Source organism: Vibrio sp. 10N.261.46.A3 (genome assembly GCF_041472995.1).
GTDB classification, from domain to species: Bacteria; Pseudomonadota; Gammaproteobacteria; order Enterobacterales; family Vibrionaceae; genus Vibrio; species Vibrio coralliirubri.
On sequence record NZ_JBFRRH010000107.1, the window covers coordinates 1 to 15,366 of the forward strand.

15 protein-coding genes are annotated in these 15,366 nt (G+C 45.9%); 13 read left to right on the forward strand and 2 right to left on the reverse strand.

Going from position 1 to position 15,366, the window contains the following annotated elements:
* Window positions 1–635: 635 nt before the first annotated feature.
* From AB4484_RS21535 to folM, 5 genes are all read left to right on the forward strand, one after another.
* A complete protein-coding gene (locus AB4484_RS21535) occupies window positions 636–1,490 on the forward strand; it encodes a hypothetical protein (protein ID WP_372080327.1) in 855 nt (284 codons plus the stop codon).
* 273 nt (window positions 1,491–1,763) lie between these two features.
* Entirely contained in the window at window positions 1,764–2,261 is a 498-nt protein-coding gene (gene folK, locus AB4484_RS21540) for a 2-amino-4-hydroxy-6-hydroxymethyldihydropteridine diphosphokinase (protein WP_372080329.1), read from the forward strand.
* A 97-nt stretch (window positions 2,262–2,358) separates the two neighbouring features.
* Window positions 2,359–2,730, forward strand: coding sequence for a dihydroneopterin triphosphate 2'-epimerase (folX, locus tag AB4484_RS21545; RefSeq protein ID WP_372080330.1), 372 nt, complete (start codon window positions 2,359–2,361; stop codon window positions 2,728–2,730).
* An 18-nt stretch (window positions 2,731–2,748) separates the two neighbouring features.
* Window positions 2,749–3,387 carry a GTP cyclohydrolase I FolE gene (folE, locus tag AB4484_RS21550; protein ID WP_048612995.1) on the forward strand — a complete coding sequence of 213 codons (639 nt, stop codon included), beginning with the start codon at window positions 2,749–2,751 and terminating at the stop codon, window positions 3,385–3,387.
* Window positions 3,384–4,100 (forward strand): dihydromonapterin reductase, encoded by a 717-nt coding sequence (gene folM, locus AB4484_RS21555; protein WP_372080332.1) that lies wholly within the window; start codon window positions 3,384–3,386, stop codon window positions 4,098–4,100. Before folE ends, folM begins: the two co-directional genes overlap by 4 nt.
* A 17-nt stretch (window positions 4,101–4,117) precedes the next feature.
* Here the strand turns inward: folM and mpaA are convergent, their stop codons facing one another.
* Window positions 4,118–4,825, reverse strand: coding sequence for a murein tripeptide amidase MpaA (mpaA, locus tag AB4484_RS21560; protein WP_372080334.1), 708 nt, complete (start codon window positions 4,823–4,825; stop codon window positions 4,118–4,120).
* A gap of 173 nt (window positions 4,826–4,998) precedes the next feature.
* Between mpaA and AB4484_RS21565 the strand changes: the two genes are divergently transcribed.
* The 8 genes from AB4484_RS21565 (at window position 4,999) to AB4484_RS21600 (ending at window position 14,468) form a co-directional block, all read left to right on the forward strand.
* Window positions 4,999–6,624, forward strand: a complete 1,626-nt coding sequence (locus tag AB4484_RS21565; RefSeq protein WP_372080336.1) for an ABC transporter substrate-binding protein — start codon at window positions 4,999–5,001, stop codon at window positions 6,622–6,624.
* A 172-nt stretch (window positions 6,625–6,796) separates the two neighbouring features.
* Window positions 6,797–7,681, forward strand: a complete 885-nt coding sequence (locus tag AB4484_RS21570) for a LysR substrate-binding domain-containing protein (RefSeq protein ID WP_372080338.1) — start codon at window positions 6,797–6,799, stop codon at window positions 7,679–7,681.
* Between the two features lie 102 nt (window positions 7,682–7,783).
* Window positions 7,784–8,668: a carbohydrate ABC transporter permease gene (locus AB4484_RS21575; protein WP_017074494.1), complete on the forward strand. Its 885-nt coding sequence runs from the start codon at window positions 7,784–7,786 to the stop codon at window positions 8,666–8,668.
* A 23-nt stretch (window positions 8,669–8,691) separates the two neighbouring features.
* Window positions 8,692–9,639: a carbohydrate ABC transporter permease gene (locus AB4484_RS21580; protein ID WP_105058808.1), complete on the forward strand. Its 948-nt coding sequence runs from the start codon at window positions 8,692–8,694 to the stop codon at window positions 9,637–9,639.
* A 6-nt stretch (window positions 9,640–9,645) separates the two neighbouring features.
* Window positions 9,646–10,926: an extracellular solute-binding protein gene (locus tag AB4484_RS21585; protein WP_048613018.1), complete on the forward strand. Its 1,281-nt coding sequence runs from the start codon at window positions 9,646–9,648 to the stop codon at window positions 10,924–10,926.
* Window positions 10,927–11,047: 121 nt separating this feature from the next.
* Window positions 11,048–12,556 carry a CehA/McbA family metallohydrolase gene (locus AB4484_RS21590; protein ID WP_372080340.1) on the forward strand — a complete coding sequence of 503 codons (1,509 nt, stop codon included), beginning with the start codon at window positions 11,048–11,050 and terminating at the stop codon, window positions 12,554–12,556.
* Window positions 12,546–13,280: an HAD family hydrolase gene (locus tag AB4484_RS21595; RefSeq protein WP_136982606.1), complete on the forward strand. Its 735-nt coding sequence runs from the start codon at window positions 12,546–12,548 to the stop codon at window positions 13,278–13,280. Before AB4484_RS21590 ends, AB4484_RS21595 begins: the two co-directional genes overlap by 11 nt.
* Window positions 13,281–13,337: 57 nt before the next feature.
* Entirely contained in the window at window positions 13,338–14,468 is a 1,131-nt protein-coding gene (locus tag AB4484_RS21600) for an ABC transporter ATP-binding protein (RefSeq protein ID WP_050651338.1), read from the forward strand.
* 147 nt (window positions 14,469–14,615) lie between these two features.
* Here the strand turns inward: AB4484_RS21600 and AB4484_RS21605 are convergent, their stop codons facing one another.
* The gene (locus AB4484_RS21605; protein ID WP_050651404.1) at window positions 14,616–15,356 is read right to left on the reverse strand and encodes an amino acid ABC transporter permease; all 741 of its coding nucleotides are present in this window, start codon (window positions 15,354–15,356) and stop codon (window positions 14,616–14,618) included.
* Between the last annotated feature and the right edge of the window lie 10 nt (window positions 15,357–15,366).

The window sequence follows — 15,366 nt, forward strand, 5'->3', positions numbered from 1 at the left end:
ATTTGTGTATAAGAGTCAGATTCTGGACCTGTTACATTATTTTCTTCTGAAGACCGAAATGCAGTGTACTTGGAACATAGAATAGCTCTTAGCAGGTCAGATTAAGATTAGACCTTGTGAGAGCTGAAGTTTTAGTAAGGGCTCTCATTCCTTAATTCGTTGTCGGTGGGAGAGCGGTTTTCAAAAACAAATGGTTCTATAGTTTCGATTGTGTGGGCTACCTACTTTGAGTCTTTCAACGTTTGCGTGTATTAGGAACACTGAGCCCAGCACATACTCACCAACTTGGACAAGAAAGGCATTACACTTTTCCTAATCTACGCAGTATTAGTTAGAGTCATCAACCTAACTTACTTTTGTCCATAGGTTTCTCAGCGCGATCATCGCTAGCAAGGCTTTGCCCCTTTTTCATTCAGAGTAAGTACTCATTCATAGTGTTAACGTTAGTTTTCCCTACCAAAAGTTATCCGAACTTAGAAGATAATGAAATTAAACGTCACTCAACCTTCTAAGCTCACAATAAAGCCACCAACTTATTGATTGCAAATTGAACTGGCACATGAAAGACGGCATCATGTGAATATGAAAGGCGACCATTAGCCGCTTAAGTAGCATTAGGTTTACAGGAGAAAAATTTGGACGCAAGAACAACTTATAATCGACTGCCATACCGAAATGAAATTCCTGAGCAGGAGTTTTTGGGACGGATGTCAGCGCTGATACAAGATTTGTCTGAACTACTTTCGACCGAGTTGCTCAAAGGCGGTAAGGTCACCTCTCGAAGTCCAGTAGAAAAATGTTTTGCTGAGATTTTGGAGTTTCACCGTAATCGAAATTACTATAATCGCGACTTTGAGTTAAAACGTTTGTTTACTCTTATGACAGACTTAAAGTCAATACGAGATAATTCTGAGCAGAATTTTTCTCAATTTAAGAAACAATTGAGAAATTGCAATCGAGTCAGCCAATATGTTGGTATACGGTTTGAAATTTCGCTAGCTAGTTTTTTTATCAGAAAAGGGGTGCCTTACAAAAACCGAGAATCTCCAGACTTTGAGTTTAATGTTGATGCAAATCAGAGAGCATATATTGAGACGACAAGTTGTCATATAGTTCAAGAAAAACCACAGAATCTATATTTAAAAGTTAATAGTGCCATTCGTACTAAGTCTAATAAGAAGTATGCAAACGACTCTACAATTTTGGTCATAGATGTCACTAATCTAGTCCACAACTCTGTGAGATTTCACCCCGAATTTAAAATTGAAAATCTGGCGGTAAATTGTCAATCTGAAATGGATAAATCATCGTATGGGGCATTCATTTTTCGCTGTACAGTCCCAAGCGAAAAAGATGGTTTGATCTATTCTGGTGGAGATTCTTATTGTAAAGGGATAGCTTCATCGAGTTTACTTAAGGTTTGGAGTTTGTTGGGCTATGAGGAAAGGGTTGCTCATGACGTAGAGCATGGTACGTACTTTTGCTCATAAACCATACAAGCATTTAAGCTTTCAAGATACTTTTACTAATCTGATAGCAACGGTTTACCATCATTCCCTAAATCGTTTCTGTCCAGAACCTTCATAAGCTGAATTTTCGCCCGTGGCATTTTCTAGTTCAAAAGTCCCCCTTTCCGACTTAGAACCGATCTCAATATGAGTTGTCGGGAGATTTTCTTTTACCCTCCCGACATCAAATGGATACATAGCTGATCTTCCTAGCGACTTACAACGTAAGAGGTTCGTTAAAAGGGAGAAAACATTATGGCTACCGTCTATGTCAGCATCGGAAGCAACATTAACCGCGAACATCACGTCACAGAATCTCTCAAAGCATTGAATAGCCGCTTTGCACCTCTACACATTTCAAATTTCTACGATTGTGAGCCTGTTGGTTTTGAAGGAGACAACTTCCTAAACCTAGTCGTAGGATTCGAATGTGATCTCTCCGTCGCTGAACTGGCTAAGGTTCTGCATCAAATAGAATTGGAGAATGATCGCAAGCGTGAAACTAAACAATACGCTTCGCGCACGATGGATCTCGATATCCTTCTCTACGGTAACGAAGTCGGCATTATTGATGGAGTAGAGCTGCCTCGAGGTGAAATCACCGAGTACGCTTTTGTACTTCGACCATTAGTCGATGTTGCCGCGCAAGAACGTCATCCCAGTCAAGATATCTCTTTTCAGCATCTTTGGAACAACTTCGATCAGCTGAGTCAGAAAACCGAACTTATACCTTTTAAGATCAGTTTCACTTAGTCCCTGTAACTGCTTTAAACAGAACGCTTGAGCTTTATTGATCTTTTCCTCTAACAGGCACGTAACTCACTCTACCTTCTAAGGATCGGAAACTGTTATGAATCACAATGCGATTATCACCATCACAAATCTCAGATTAAGAACCTTCATCGGCTTCAACGAAGAAGAAAAAACCAAGCAGCAAGATATTGTCATAAATGCGGAGATCCATTACCCCGCAAACAACCTTTGCCTCTCTGATGATGTGGAGAACGCACTTAACTATAAAAATATCTGCAAAAAAATTATTGAACATGTTGAATCTGGACGGTTTCTGCTTTTAGAAAAGTTAACCAGTGACGTACTCGGTATTTGTATCGACCATTCATGGGTCCGATACGCTCAAGTGAGAATCGACAAGCCTCATGCTCTACGTTTCGCCGATTCCGTCTCGCTCACCCTGAGCTATGAAGCAGAACTTGAAGGTTAATTCATAAGGAGCGACTCAATGCTAACCACAGAAGCTGAAAAAGTAAGAGAAGCTTTGCTCGAAAAGGGGCTAGAAACTCCGATGACATCGAGCGAAATGAACCCCGACCAGAAGTACAACCGCATCAAAGGACTTTTAACGGAAGTTGTCAGTACGCTTGGGCTGGATTTAACTGATGACAGTCTCGCTGAAACACCTCATCGCATTGCAAAGATGTACGTTCACGAGATATTTTCAGGGCTCGACTACAATAACTTCCCAAAAATCAGTGTTATCGACAACAAAATGTCGGTTGATGAAATGGTTAAGGTATCAGACATCAATTTAACTTCTACGTGCGAGCATCACTTCATTACCATTGATGGTTTAGCACAAGTGGCTTATATCCCTGAATCCAAGATTCTCGGGCTGTCTAAAATAAACCGGATTGTTCGATTCTTCGCTCAGCGCCCGCAGGTTCAAGAACGCCTTACTCAGCAAATCTTGGTCGCAATACAGGCTCTGGTTGAAACAGAAAATGTGGCTGTGACGATTAAAGCAACTCACTACTGCGTTAAATCGAGAGGCGTTATGGACGCTAACTCTGAAACCACCACAACCGCGCTTGGTGGCAGCTTCAAAACTAACCCTCAAACCAGAGCTGAGTTTTTACGATGAGTGAGACGATTCTAATAACTGGAGTAGGGAAGCGTTTAGGGTTCGCTCTGGCGCAGCAACTTTTATATGACGGATACAATGTGGTTGGCACTTACCGAAGCGACTACCCTCATCTGCAATTACTGCGCGACAATGGAGCAGACTTGCAACAGGTAGACTTTTATCAACAAAGCAGCCTAGAGGGTTTTCTTCATTACGTTGGTCAAGAATATAAGGCGCTCCGAGCCATCATCCATAATGCTTCCGATTGGCAGCCGGAGAACAAAGAAAATCCCCGTGAAAACGCATTACAAATCATGAACCAGATGATGACGGTTCACGCGACCGTGCCTTATCTGGTTAATTTAACGCTCAAAGACCAACTAATGTCTGGCGATAAAACGTCGGACATCATCCACATCAGTGATTACGTTGCGGAAAAAGGCAGTAAAAAACACATCGCTTACGCGGCCAGTAAAGCTGCGCTCAACAACCTGACGCTGTCGTTCTCAGCGATGATGGCTCCCAAGGTGAAAGTCAATACTGTCTCTCCAGCCATGATCAAATTCAATGAACATGACGACGAGGCGTACAAGACCAAAGCTCTGAAAAAGGCACTGATTCCTACAGAGGCAGGCTTTGAAGAAGTGATAGATGGCATCAAGTTTGTTTTGGCTAGTCACTATATGACAGGAAGGACTTTGCACCTTGATGGCGGCAGGCATTTGAAGTGAAGCCCATGTATTTTGGGCTAGCTTTCCTCACACCCCAACACCTCCACAAACGCATCCAAATACTTCTCTATAGTTAAATCCGCAGAAACTGGCGGTAGTTCTACGGTAATGCATGGCAGGTTTCTTTCTTGGCACCATGTGCCGAATGAGCCTGGGGTTTCGTAATCCACGTCTTCAACGAGCGGTAGGTTGAACTGCTTGCCTAGCCAAATGGCGAGTTCTGATTGATCGGGGTCATCGACCATGGCGAGTGGTTCGTGAAAAGATATGACGAATTTAGGCTGGCGCTGTTCGATGAGGTTGATGAGCGATTGCACTTCAGGTTCGAGTTGATCAGCTTGGCCTGTTTTCACTTTTACATCTCTTACTGGGGTGTGAGAACTCCAGCGATAGACGGTGCCGTTTGCTGTCCAATTTTGAGTCGGAAAGGCGCGGTTCAGATCAACTTGGTTTGCGTTAGCGCGTGTGCCTAATTGATTGCCATCTGGGTTCATCGACAGGATCACATCGTGTCGTAAATTGGCGGCGGGCAAGCTTCTCAGGGCGCAAGACAATCCCGCGATTGAAGCGGTTTCATCACCGTGTGTGCCTGCTAAAATCAGCCCGCGAGATTCGCTTTCTATTTGCGCGGGGAAATAGAGCAAAGGCGCACCCAACACTGATTTTCCATATGACAGCGGCTTTATTGAAAACGCAGCTCTTTCCGTTCTTGGAATTAAACTCACCTTAATCTCCTGATTGATCAAGTACTATCAAGTATTCACTATTGGCTATATTAATCATTAACTAAGTCCATTAGATGAACCCCTTTAAATAAACCATAGCGTCAAAACTCGTCAACCGTCGCATTGTTAATTTTATTACTTGCTTCAAAGATAGGCTAGGAGAGCAAACAAACATGGATTTTAAAAAACATTCAACGGCTTTACTCATTTCATCTTTCTTGACCCCTTTTATATCAGTAACTGCCGTTGCTGAAACCTTACCTGCCGGTGTTTCGCTGGCAAAAGACCAGCATTTAGTTCGCGCGAACGATGCAGAAGCGGCGACGCTTGATCCTGCAAAAGCAGAAGGCTTGCCGGAAATGCACATTTTACGTGACCTATTTGAAGGTTTAGTGATTCAAGATCGCGATGGCAATATCACCCCAGGAGTTGCGGAATCTTGGGAAACCGAAGACAACCAGACGTTTGTATTCCATCTGCGTAAAGACGCGAAATGGTCGAATGGCGATCCGGTGACGGCCGATGATTTCGTATACGCGATAAGACGCGCGGTCGACCCGAAACTCGCTTCGCCAAACGTGTGGTATCTCAAGCTCACCAAGATCAACAACATTGCAGACGTAGCCGAAGGCAAGAAGCCCGTTGAAGAGTTAGGTATCTCTGCCGCAGACAAGCACACGGTGAAGTTCGAACTCGATAGCAAAGTGCCGTACTTTGTTGCGATGACAGGCCACACATCCATGATGCCTGTTCATAAGGCAACGCTAGAAAATAGCGATAAGCCGTGGAGTGACCCTAAGCAGTTTGTCGGTAATGGCGCGTTTGTGTTGGACGAGTGGGTGGTTAACGAACGCATTGAACTGAAGAAGAATCCTAACTACTGGGACAGTTCAGATACCAACCTAACCCAGGTGACTTACATTCCGTTCGAAAACCAAAACGCTTCGATTAACCGTTATGCGGTGGGCGAGGTCGATATTACGTCTGATGTGCCGACACATATGGCGCAGCAGCTTAAAAGCAAATACCAAGATGCATTTACCGCGGTGCCTCTGTTGTGTACTTATTACTATGCGTTCAATACCACGCGACCTCCATTCGATGACGCGCGAGTACGTAAAGCGGTGTCTTATTCGATGATGCGTGATGTCATTACCAATGGTGTCACTCAGGTGGGTAACCTACCGGCTTATACCTTTGCTCATGAGTACACGGCTGGCTTTGATGCGACTCAGCCTGAATACAGCACATGGACTCAAAAGGAGCGTGACCAAAAGGCAAAAGAGCTGTTGAAAGAAGCGGGGTACGATGCAGCTAACCCATTGGATTTCAAACTGCTCTACAACACCAGTGAGTCGAACAAGTCGATTGCAGTGGCGATTGCTTCCATGCTCAAAGGCAATTTAGGCGCGCAAGTTGAGTTGGAAAACCAAGAGTGGAAATCTTACCTAGTATCACGTCGCCAAGGTGATTTTGATGTGATGCGAGCTTCTTGGTGTGGTGATTACAATGAAGCGTCAACCTTCTTGAGCTTATTGCGCTCTGAGTCTTCAGGTAACTTTGCGCGTTACAACAATGACAACTACGACGCTGCAATGGACAGCGCACTGTCAGCAACCAACGAGCAAGATCGTCAAGGTTTCTATGATCAAGCAGAGCAGTTACTGGCTGAAGATATGCCTATCGCACCCATCTATTACTACATGCAGGCTCGTCTAGTACGACCAAGTGTGGGTGGCTTTGCAAAGAACAACGTGGAAGGGCGCATCTATTCTAAAGATCTCTACATCAAAGAATAGATAGGCCGGATGCGAGTTCTGGCATTTCGCATAACAATATGAAATAGAAGAAAAGGGACGTTGATCATAAATATCTGATCAACGTCCCTTCGTCATTAATCTGTAACGGTAACCGCAAAAAACTGAAACCTGATTGAAGTATTTTTCACTTTTATTTCAATCAGGTGAAGCTATGTTACCCCCTCTACGCGCTCTTGTTGCGTTCGAAGCTGTTGCTCGTCTTGGTTCCATTGGCGCAGCTGCTCGAGAGCTTTGTGTCACGCAAGCGGCGGTTAGCCAACAGCTCAAAAGTTTAGAAACCTTCCTCGATACCACCTTGTTTGAACGCAGCTCTAAAGGCGTAAAGCTGACGTCAGCGGCTCAGCATTATCAACCGATTGTGGCGGGCTCACTCGCTCACCTGAAATTGCAGACTCAAATCCTGTTCGGAGAAAAAGAAACCGATGTGTTGAGCCTGCGCGTTAACCACACCTTTTGCCATAACTGGCTGTTACCTCGCCTGCCATCCTTTTATCAAAAATACCCTTTTATCAGGCTCGATATTCAGCTGGTGGACTGGCCATCAACCAACCCTTGTCAGAATGTCGATATCGAACTGACCAACGGCAAGGTTGAAAGCGAAGACACCCACTGTGAGCGACTGTTTCAAGAGCATTGGCAGTTAGTGTGCAGCCCTCACTTCAAATCCGAGCATCAAGAATTACTCAGCAAGCATGACTTTGCTGCTCTGCCGACGGTTCAGGTTAAAGGCTATCGAGAGAACTGGCTGCAATGGCTTGGGCATAACCAATTCGAGATGACATTACCTAAGGTTCTGCTCGAAGTGAGTAACTCTCTGCATGCCTTAGAAGCGGTCAAACATGGCATTGGAATGTTGCTGGTGCGTTCGCTCGCGGTGTCTGAATTACTCAAGAAAGAAGACCTTGTATTGGCAAGCGAATCCTCGATGCCAGCTGAATCTGCTCACTATTTGATTACTAAACACAGTCGCAGCGCTAAGGTGAATTTCTTCTGTGATTGGCTTTATCACCAGATGGAAGACGGTGAACTGGAGTAAAGATTTTCTTATGGATAGCCATAAAAAAAATGAAGGGCGCTCTTACTAACCTGTCATAAAAAACACTTAGTTTAACCGCATACAAATAAGGACGAGGTCACCATGAGTGCTTTCTCACAACCAATGAAAAACCGCTTAAAGGTACTGTTATTTACCGCACCGTTGTTGGTGCCACTGTTTACTTTTTGGCTCGTACCATTTGGTTATTCAATTTATATCAGCTTCACCGATTGGGATTACATCTCGCCAGATTATTCGTTCATCGGTTTAGAAAATTACGAGTACATGGTTGAGGACTACGAGTTCATTCAAGCGGTGCTCAACACGTTTTGGTTCTCTGTCGGAGTGGTGATTCCAACAATCATTCTTGGTCTTGTGTTTGCGATGTTGCTGCACAAAAACTTCAAGGGCAGCCAGTTCTATCGTGCGGTGATCTTCTCTCCTTGGATCACGCCAACGGTCGCGGTATCGATCGTTTGGTCTTGGGTGTTCGAGACGAAGTCGGGCTTAGCAAACCACTTGTTGGAGTCGGCAGGGTTTAGCGCGATTCCATGGTTAGAGAACGGGAATACAGCCTTGATTGCGGTGATTATCGTGACGGTTTGGCAGGCGATTGGTTGGACGATGCTGTTTTACATCAGTGCGCTCAACAAGATCCCTGAGTCTCTGTACGAAGCGTCTTTGATTGATGGTTGCAGCAGCTTAACGCGTTTTTTAAAGATAACACTGCCGCTGATTTCACCAACCACGTTCTTCTTGGTGGTGGTCAACATTATCACGGCAATGCAGGCGTTCGATCAGTTCCAGATCTTAACGCAGGGCGGGCCAGGTGGTGAGACTCGTACCTTGCTGTACTTGTTCTACCAACAAGCCTTTGAGCGTTACGAAATGGGACCGGCAGCCGCGACATCGTTAGTGATATTCCTGATTACTGGATTGTTGGCACTTATTAATACCTACATCGGCAAGCGCTGGGTGTACTACTAGTCGATTTTTGAAAGGACAGAATTATGACCACGCAAGTATTGGATGCCAATCAAGTCTTAACTCAAAGAGCGGCTGAATCTAAAGTCACAGCTCAAACGAAAGCGACCAAATCAGAGGTTGTGCCAAAGAAAAGCTCAGTGGATCGCCGTTCGTTTATCGCACTGGCTAAGCACCTTTTCTTAGCGGCCTGCGGAACCATTATGGTGTTTCCGTTCTTATGGATGCTGTCAGGTTCGCTGAAAACCAATGATGAGATTTTTGCTAGCCCGCTGAACTTGATTCCAGAGCAATTCCGTTGGGAAACCTTTGTCGAAACCTTCCACAGCGCGCCGTTTGGCTTATACATCTTCAACAGTTTTAGTGTGGCCTTGTTTACTACGCTGCTGGTGATTGTGAACTCGGCGATGTTTGCTTATGCACTCACGCAGTTGAGGTTTCGCTCGAAAACCGTGCTCTATTTTATCGTGATGGGCTGTTACATGCTGCCGGGCGCAGTGACGTACATTCCGTCTTACATCACCTTGGCAAGACTGGGTTTGTTGGATTCACACATGGGATTGGTGGCGTCGAACGCGGCGTCGGTTTTCGGTGTGTTTTATCTACGCCAAGTGTTTATCAAGGTGCATCCGTCGTTGATTGAAGCGGCACGAATTGATGGTGCAGGTGAGCTCAAGATCTTATGGGCAATCATCTTACCGCAATGCCGAGCAGCAGTCGCAACACTGTTCCTCATCACTTTTATTACCAATTACAACAGCTACATGTGGCCAAGCTTGGTTATTACCACTCAGGAACTCAACCTGATTGCGACCGGGATTCGTCACTACTTTATTGCCGAAGGTAACTATGGCTTGAACTGGTCGCAAATCATGGCAGCGAGCACGATTGCAGTATTGCCTTTGTTAATTCTATTCGTCATTTGTCAAAAGACGATTCTTTCAGGTATCGCCGATAACGGCGTAAAAGAGTAAACGGAAATGAAATTAAAAACTCTCGCACTAGTGTGTGCTGGCGCAGCAAGCGCGTCTATGTTCTCTAGCAGTGTTCTTGCCGCAACCGAAGTTAACTTTTGGTATTCCGGTGGTACTAAGCCACAGCAAATGATGACTAAGCTCATCGAAGAGTTCAACGCGAGCCAAGATGAGTATGTGGTGAAGCCAGCATTGCAAGGTAACTACACGGAAACCTACCAGAAGCTGCAAGCAGGTCTAGCGTCTAGAACGGCACCTGAACTTGTGCTGCTAGATTCAGGTCGTGCGGAAGCGATGCACGGACGTGGTTTGAGCCGCGACCTAACGCCGTTCATGAATGAAGAGTTCAACTTCTCTGATTTCATTGGCGCGTTTAAAGACCAAGTGACGGCAGACGACGGCACCATCATCGGCCTGCCTGCTTACGGTACAACTCAAGTGTTTTACTACAACAAGCAGGTATTGGCAGATAACGGCTTTACTGAGCAAGACCTAAACACATGGCAAGGCGTGGCTAAGGTCGCGGAGAAAGTTACCCAACGTGATGACAAAGGCAACGTGACCTTTTACGGCTGGGAGCCGATGTGGGGCCAAGACAACATGATTGACGCGGCTTTCTCTAACGGCGCGAAGATCATCAGTGATGATGGCAAAACAGTGCTAATCGATTCGGCTGAATGGGTTGAAGTGTGGGACAGTTTCCGTAAGTGGATCCACGATGATCAAATTATGCGTATTCACTACGGCGGTCAAGGTTGGGAATACTGGTACAAAACCATTGATGACGTCATGAAAGATAACGCGTTGGGTTACACCGGTTCATCGGGCGACCAAGGTGATTTGGACTTCACTAAGCTTTCAGCAACCACACAGCCAGGTTGGGGATCAAACCCTTCTGCGCCGCAAGCGGGTGCGCTAGTTTACGTAATGCCAAAAGGCACAGACGAAGCAGCAGCAAAAGGTGCGTTCGAGTTCGTTGAGTTCTACACCAATGCGAAGAACACGGCGGCATGGTCAATGTTCACGGGTTACATCCCTGTACGTAACAGCGTTTCTGAAGTACCAGAATACCAAGCGTTCACTAAAGATAACCCACAAGCTCTGATTCCTTTGAAGCAAGCGAACACAGCGACCAAAGACTTCCTAGACCCTACTAACGGTAAGATAATGGACGCTCTGAAAGTGGCAGCGGATCAGATTCAAATCCAAAACGTGCCAGCTGACCAAGCGCTAAAACAAGCGGCGAAGAAAGCACAACGTGCACTAGACCGAGCGAATCGTTCTTAATCTGTAAAGTGGTTAGCTCTTGGCTATTAGTAACGAAGAGCGATGAACTAACAAAGGCCCATCTATTCGGGTGGGCCTCTTTTTACCCAGTCCTTCAATTAGGACGAATTTGGTGAAGACAATGACCCAATTTCAAGGTGAGCTGCCGTTTGGCAGAGTACGTATCCCCTTTGATGTGCCAGCAGGTTCTCACTGCGTAACCATTACTGGTACGACGGTGAAAAAAGGATTCTTATACGCAGCGGCCTACGATGCCAACCAAGCATTTCGTGGCAAGGTGTTGTTTGAAAAGGCGCACAAGTCACTCACTATTCAACCGCAGAATTCTGGCCTAGGCGCGATTGACGGCGCGATTCCATCGGGCGAATGGTTCTTAGAACTTTACAATCTCGAAGGTGAGTTTCGCACCGAACGTGCAATGCAGTATCAAGTCGATGTGCTGTGCTCTGATGAGTTAGTTAATCATTCTAATGACCTAGGTACTGACGGAATTGAGAGTGATCTAGAACTGAACCCAACAGTCACCGCTAACCACGATATCGAGTTCGATTATAGCCACATGCTGAGCTCTGATTCTCGCTGGTATCGTGGTGATTTACACGCCCACACTCAGCTTTCTGATGGTCACAATACTTTAGCTGCAGCGAAAGGTATTGTTGAATCACAAGGGCTCGATTTCTTCTTCTTCACCGAGCACAACATTTGTCAGCCGAAGCTACCTGCATCAAACCAGTGTTTGTTTCTGCCGGCGTTAGAAGTCACGACCGATCTCGGGCACTTCAATGTGCATGGACCGGTTAAGTCTTTGGATCTCAGAAAAGTTGAACACAGCAGCCAAGCGACCATGGAAGCCGGATTGAGCTTAGCTAGAAGTGGACACAATGGTGGACACAGTTCCCTTGGCATTAATCACCCGATGATGAAGCCGTGGCATTGGCATTACGATCAAGTGGAACTCAGCCAAGTGTCTACGTTTGAAGTGTGCTGCGATCCAACTTGGTCGACCTCACCGAAAGCGACCGAAGAGGCGTTATTGGTTCTCAATGAAATGTGGAATTGTGGCCAGCGTATTACGGCGATTGGCGGCAGTGATTCGCACCTTGAGCCCCATGAGCGTAATCCTAAATCGGATGAGCCTTCCATCTATGGCGACCCATCAACTTTCGTATACAGCCATGGTTTGAGTGGCGAAGGCATTTTGTCTGGTCTGCGTAACGGACAAGTGTATTTAGAGCGTCGTTGCGGCTTGAAGTTTGATATCAATTTGGGTGACTTGCTACCGGGCAACGACTCTCAAGGACAGGCACTTAGTTATCGTATCGCAGTCACTGATTCAGAAAACCCTTACTACGCTGAGTGCGTGGTTGATGGCGAGATTATCGATCGAATCGCTTTGAGTGATGAGCTGCAAAGTATCCATATTGATGAGGGCTACCGTTGGTGCCGAGTCGATATTCGTCGTGGGGAGCTTTCTTCAGCACCAATCAACAGTACTCAACCTTCATCTAACGAGCATGAATTTGAAGGCTGCATCAACGCCGTATTCGACGGCAAACAACCAGAATTTAACCAACCCCTAGTGCGTACTTGGGGAGAGCTAATGGAGCGAATGAGCCGTGATGAAGTTTAAGGCGATGTTATTTGATAAAGACGGCACATTGTTAGAATTCCACAAGATGTGGCTTAACGTTTCTCGTGGTGCTTGTGAGCGTGTGAAATCTTACAGTGACCAGCACCAAGGTAATCAAACTGTCACACCTGCTGAGTTACTCTTGGCCATCGGTGTAGAGGGTGATGTGGTTGATAACTATGGGTTATTAGCTTCAAATCCAGTGGAAGATACTGCAACAGCGTGGTTCAACATGCTGCAACCGAATGTCTCGCTCGCTGAATTCACCAAGGTGACCAAAGCAGCGTTCAACGACGAAGTCGAAGAGAACCCAAGCTGGATTGAAGCCCTACCGGGTGTGACCGAAAAGCTCGGTCTGTTCAAGCAGCAAGGTATGATTTTAGGCATCGCGACTGCGGATACCAAAGACTCAACCATCTACACACTCGAGCAATCTGGCTTGAGCGAGATGTTTGATTATGTCGGTTACTCCGACGGTGATATCGAACCTAAGCCAGCGCCCGCACTACTCAATGCATTCTGTGAAAAATGCGGCATTGAGCCACATGAAGTGATCATGTTTGGTGACACGGTTTCGGATATGGAATTTGGCCGTAACGCAGGCGCAAGCAATGTTGGCGTGCTGACAGGTACTGCTCAACACAGCGAGTTAGAGCCAGTAGCGGATCTGGTTATCGCATCGGTTGCCCATTTTGAGCTCAATCAACTGCAAGAACGTGGCTAAAACGTTTAACGACAGATTGCAAAGATAGTATTTAACGAATTGATTTAAGGACAGGTTATGGCTGAAGTCACACTGAGAGGGGTAGAGAAAACCTACCCAAATGGTTTTAAGGCCGTGCATGGTGTCGATCTTAATATTCGCGAAGGCGAGTTTATGGTGTTTGTGGGGCCGTCTGGCTGCGCAAAATCCACGACACTTCGTATGATTGCGGGTCTTGAAGATATCTCAGAAGGCGATGTCTACATTGGCGATAAGCGTGTAAATGAGCTGCCACCCAAAGATCGTGGTATCTCTATGGTGTTTCAGAACTACGCGCTTTATCCGCACATGTCGGTGTACGACAACATGGCTTTTGGCCTTAAACAACAGAAGCTGCCAAAGCATGAAATCAATGAACGAATTGAAGATGCAGCCAAAACTCTAGATATCGAACACCTGTTGAACAACAAGCCGGGTGAAATGTCTGGCGGACAAAGGCAGCGTGTGGCTTTAGGTCGAGCGATGGTGCGTAAGCCGGATGTGTTCTTGTTTGATGAGCCCTTGTCTAACTTAGATGCAAAGCTGCGTGTGTCGACTCGTGTCAGCATTGCACAGCTGCACAATAACCTTAAGCAAGAAGGGCAAAACGCCACCATGATCTACGTGACACACGATCAGGTGGAAGCCATGACTCTTGGTGACCGTATTTGTGTGTTGAATCAAGGTGAGATTATGCAAGTCGATACGCCAATGAACCTTTATCAGTACCCAGCAAACAAGTTTGTCGCAGGCTTTATTGGTTCGCCAGCGATGAATCTTCTCAAGGTGAGATTGGATGAGATTGATGGCGTGATGAACGTGGTCTCTGAAAGTGGGACTCGTTGGACACTGCCACAAGACAAGCAGATTATCGCTCGTGAAAAGATGGGTGAGTGGGTATGGTTTGGTGTTCGTCCAGAGCACATTCAACTGGCGAATCACGATGCGCCGCTGGCGGAAGTGAATACTCAAACGCACAGGCTTGATGTGGTTGAGTCGATGGGTAATGAGCTGTATCTCTACTTTAAACTCGGTGCAGATAAGCTGGTGGCTCGCGTGCCTTTTGATGCTGACCGAATGGCGGAAAGTGGGCAAGAGACAATGCTTCATTTCAATACCTCACAATGTCATTTGTTTGACCTAGAGACAGAAGAAGTTCTAACTGAATAAGTCGATGTGTCGAATAGTCAAAACAAAGAAATCCCCGCTCAGATGAGAGTGGGGATTTTTCTTAGGGGGAGTATCAACAGGAACTCGGGTTTGTGCTCGAGGCTTTTTTGTTGGAGATAGCTGAACGATCTTGAGGGTTAGAACCATTTAATGGCTCGGAATCGCAATCCTTTTTTCTAGCCAACGAACCGCTTGCGATACCACCAAAATAAGAACAAGGTACTCCAAAACCAGAAACGTATAGATCTCTAAAGGTAAATATTCGTTCACCACCAGCTCATTTGCTCGCCTTGTTAAATCACTCAAACCAATCACACTCACTAGCGAGCTCATCTTGAGGATATAAATAAACTGATTGCCCAAGGGCGGCAGTATTTGACGGAATGCTTGCGGTAGGATAACCAATCGCATTTTTTGCCAATAGGTCAATCCCAAGGATTCGGCCGCTTCATGTTGCCCACGATTAATCGCTTGAATCCCCCCACGGAACACTTCAGCCATAAAGGCGCTCTCGGCAATGGTCAATGCGATTACCCCTGCCCAGAAGTGGTTCAAAGAGAAATCGAGTAATGTCGGCATTCCGTAATACACCCACAATAGCAATACCAGCACAGGGATAGAACGAATCACCTCTACGTAAAGTCGATTAATTCCCTTGAGTACTGGTGAGCTTGAAAGCGCAGGAAAGGCGACCAATAGACCGAGAGCCATGGCAAAAAACATACTTAAAAACGAAACCTGAATAGTCTCGCTAAAACCAGCCATCAAAAACTGAATATTAGTTCGTCCCTGCTCCGTCGATGGGTCGAGTACATACCATCCCCATTGATAATCTGAACATCCTGTCAGAAACAGCAGAGAAACTAGCGATAAGTGACGATAGTTCACATTTACTCCC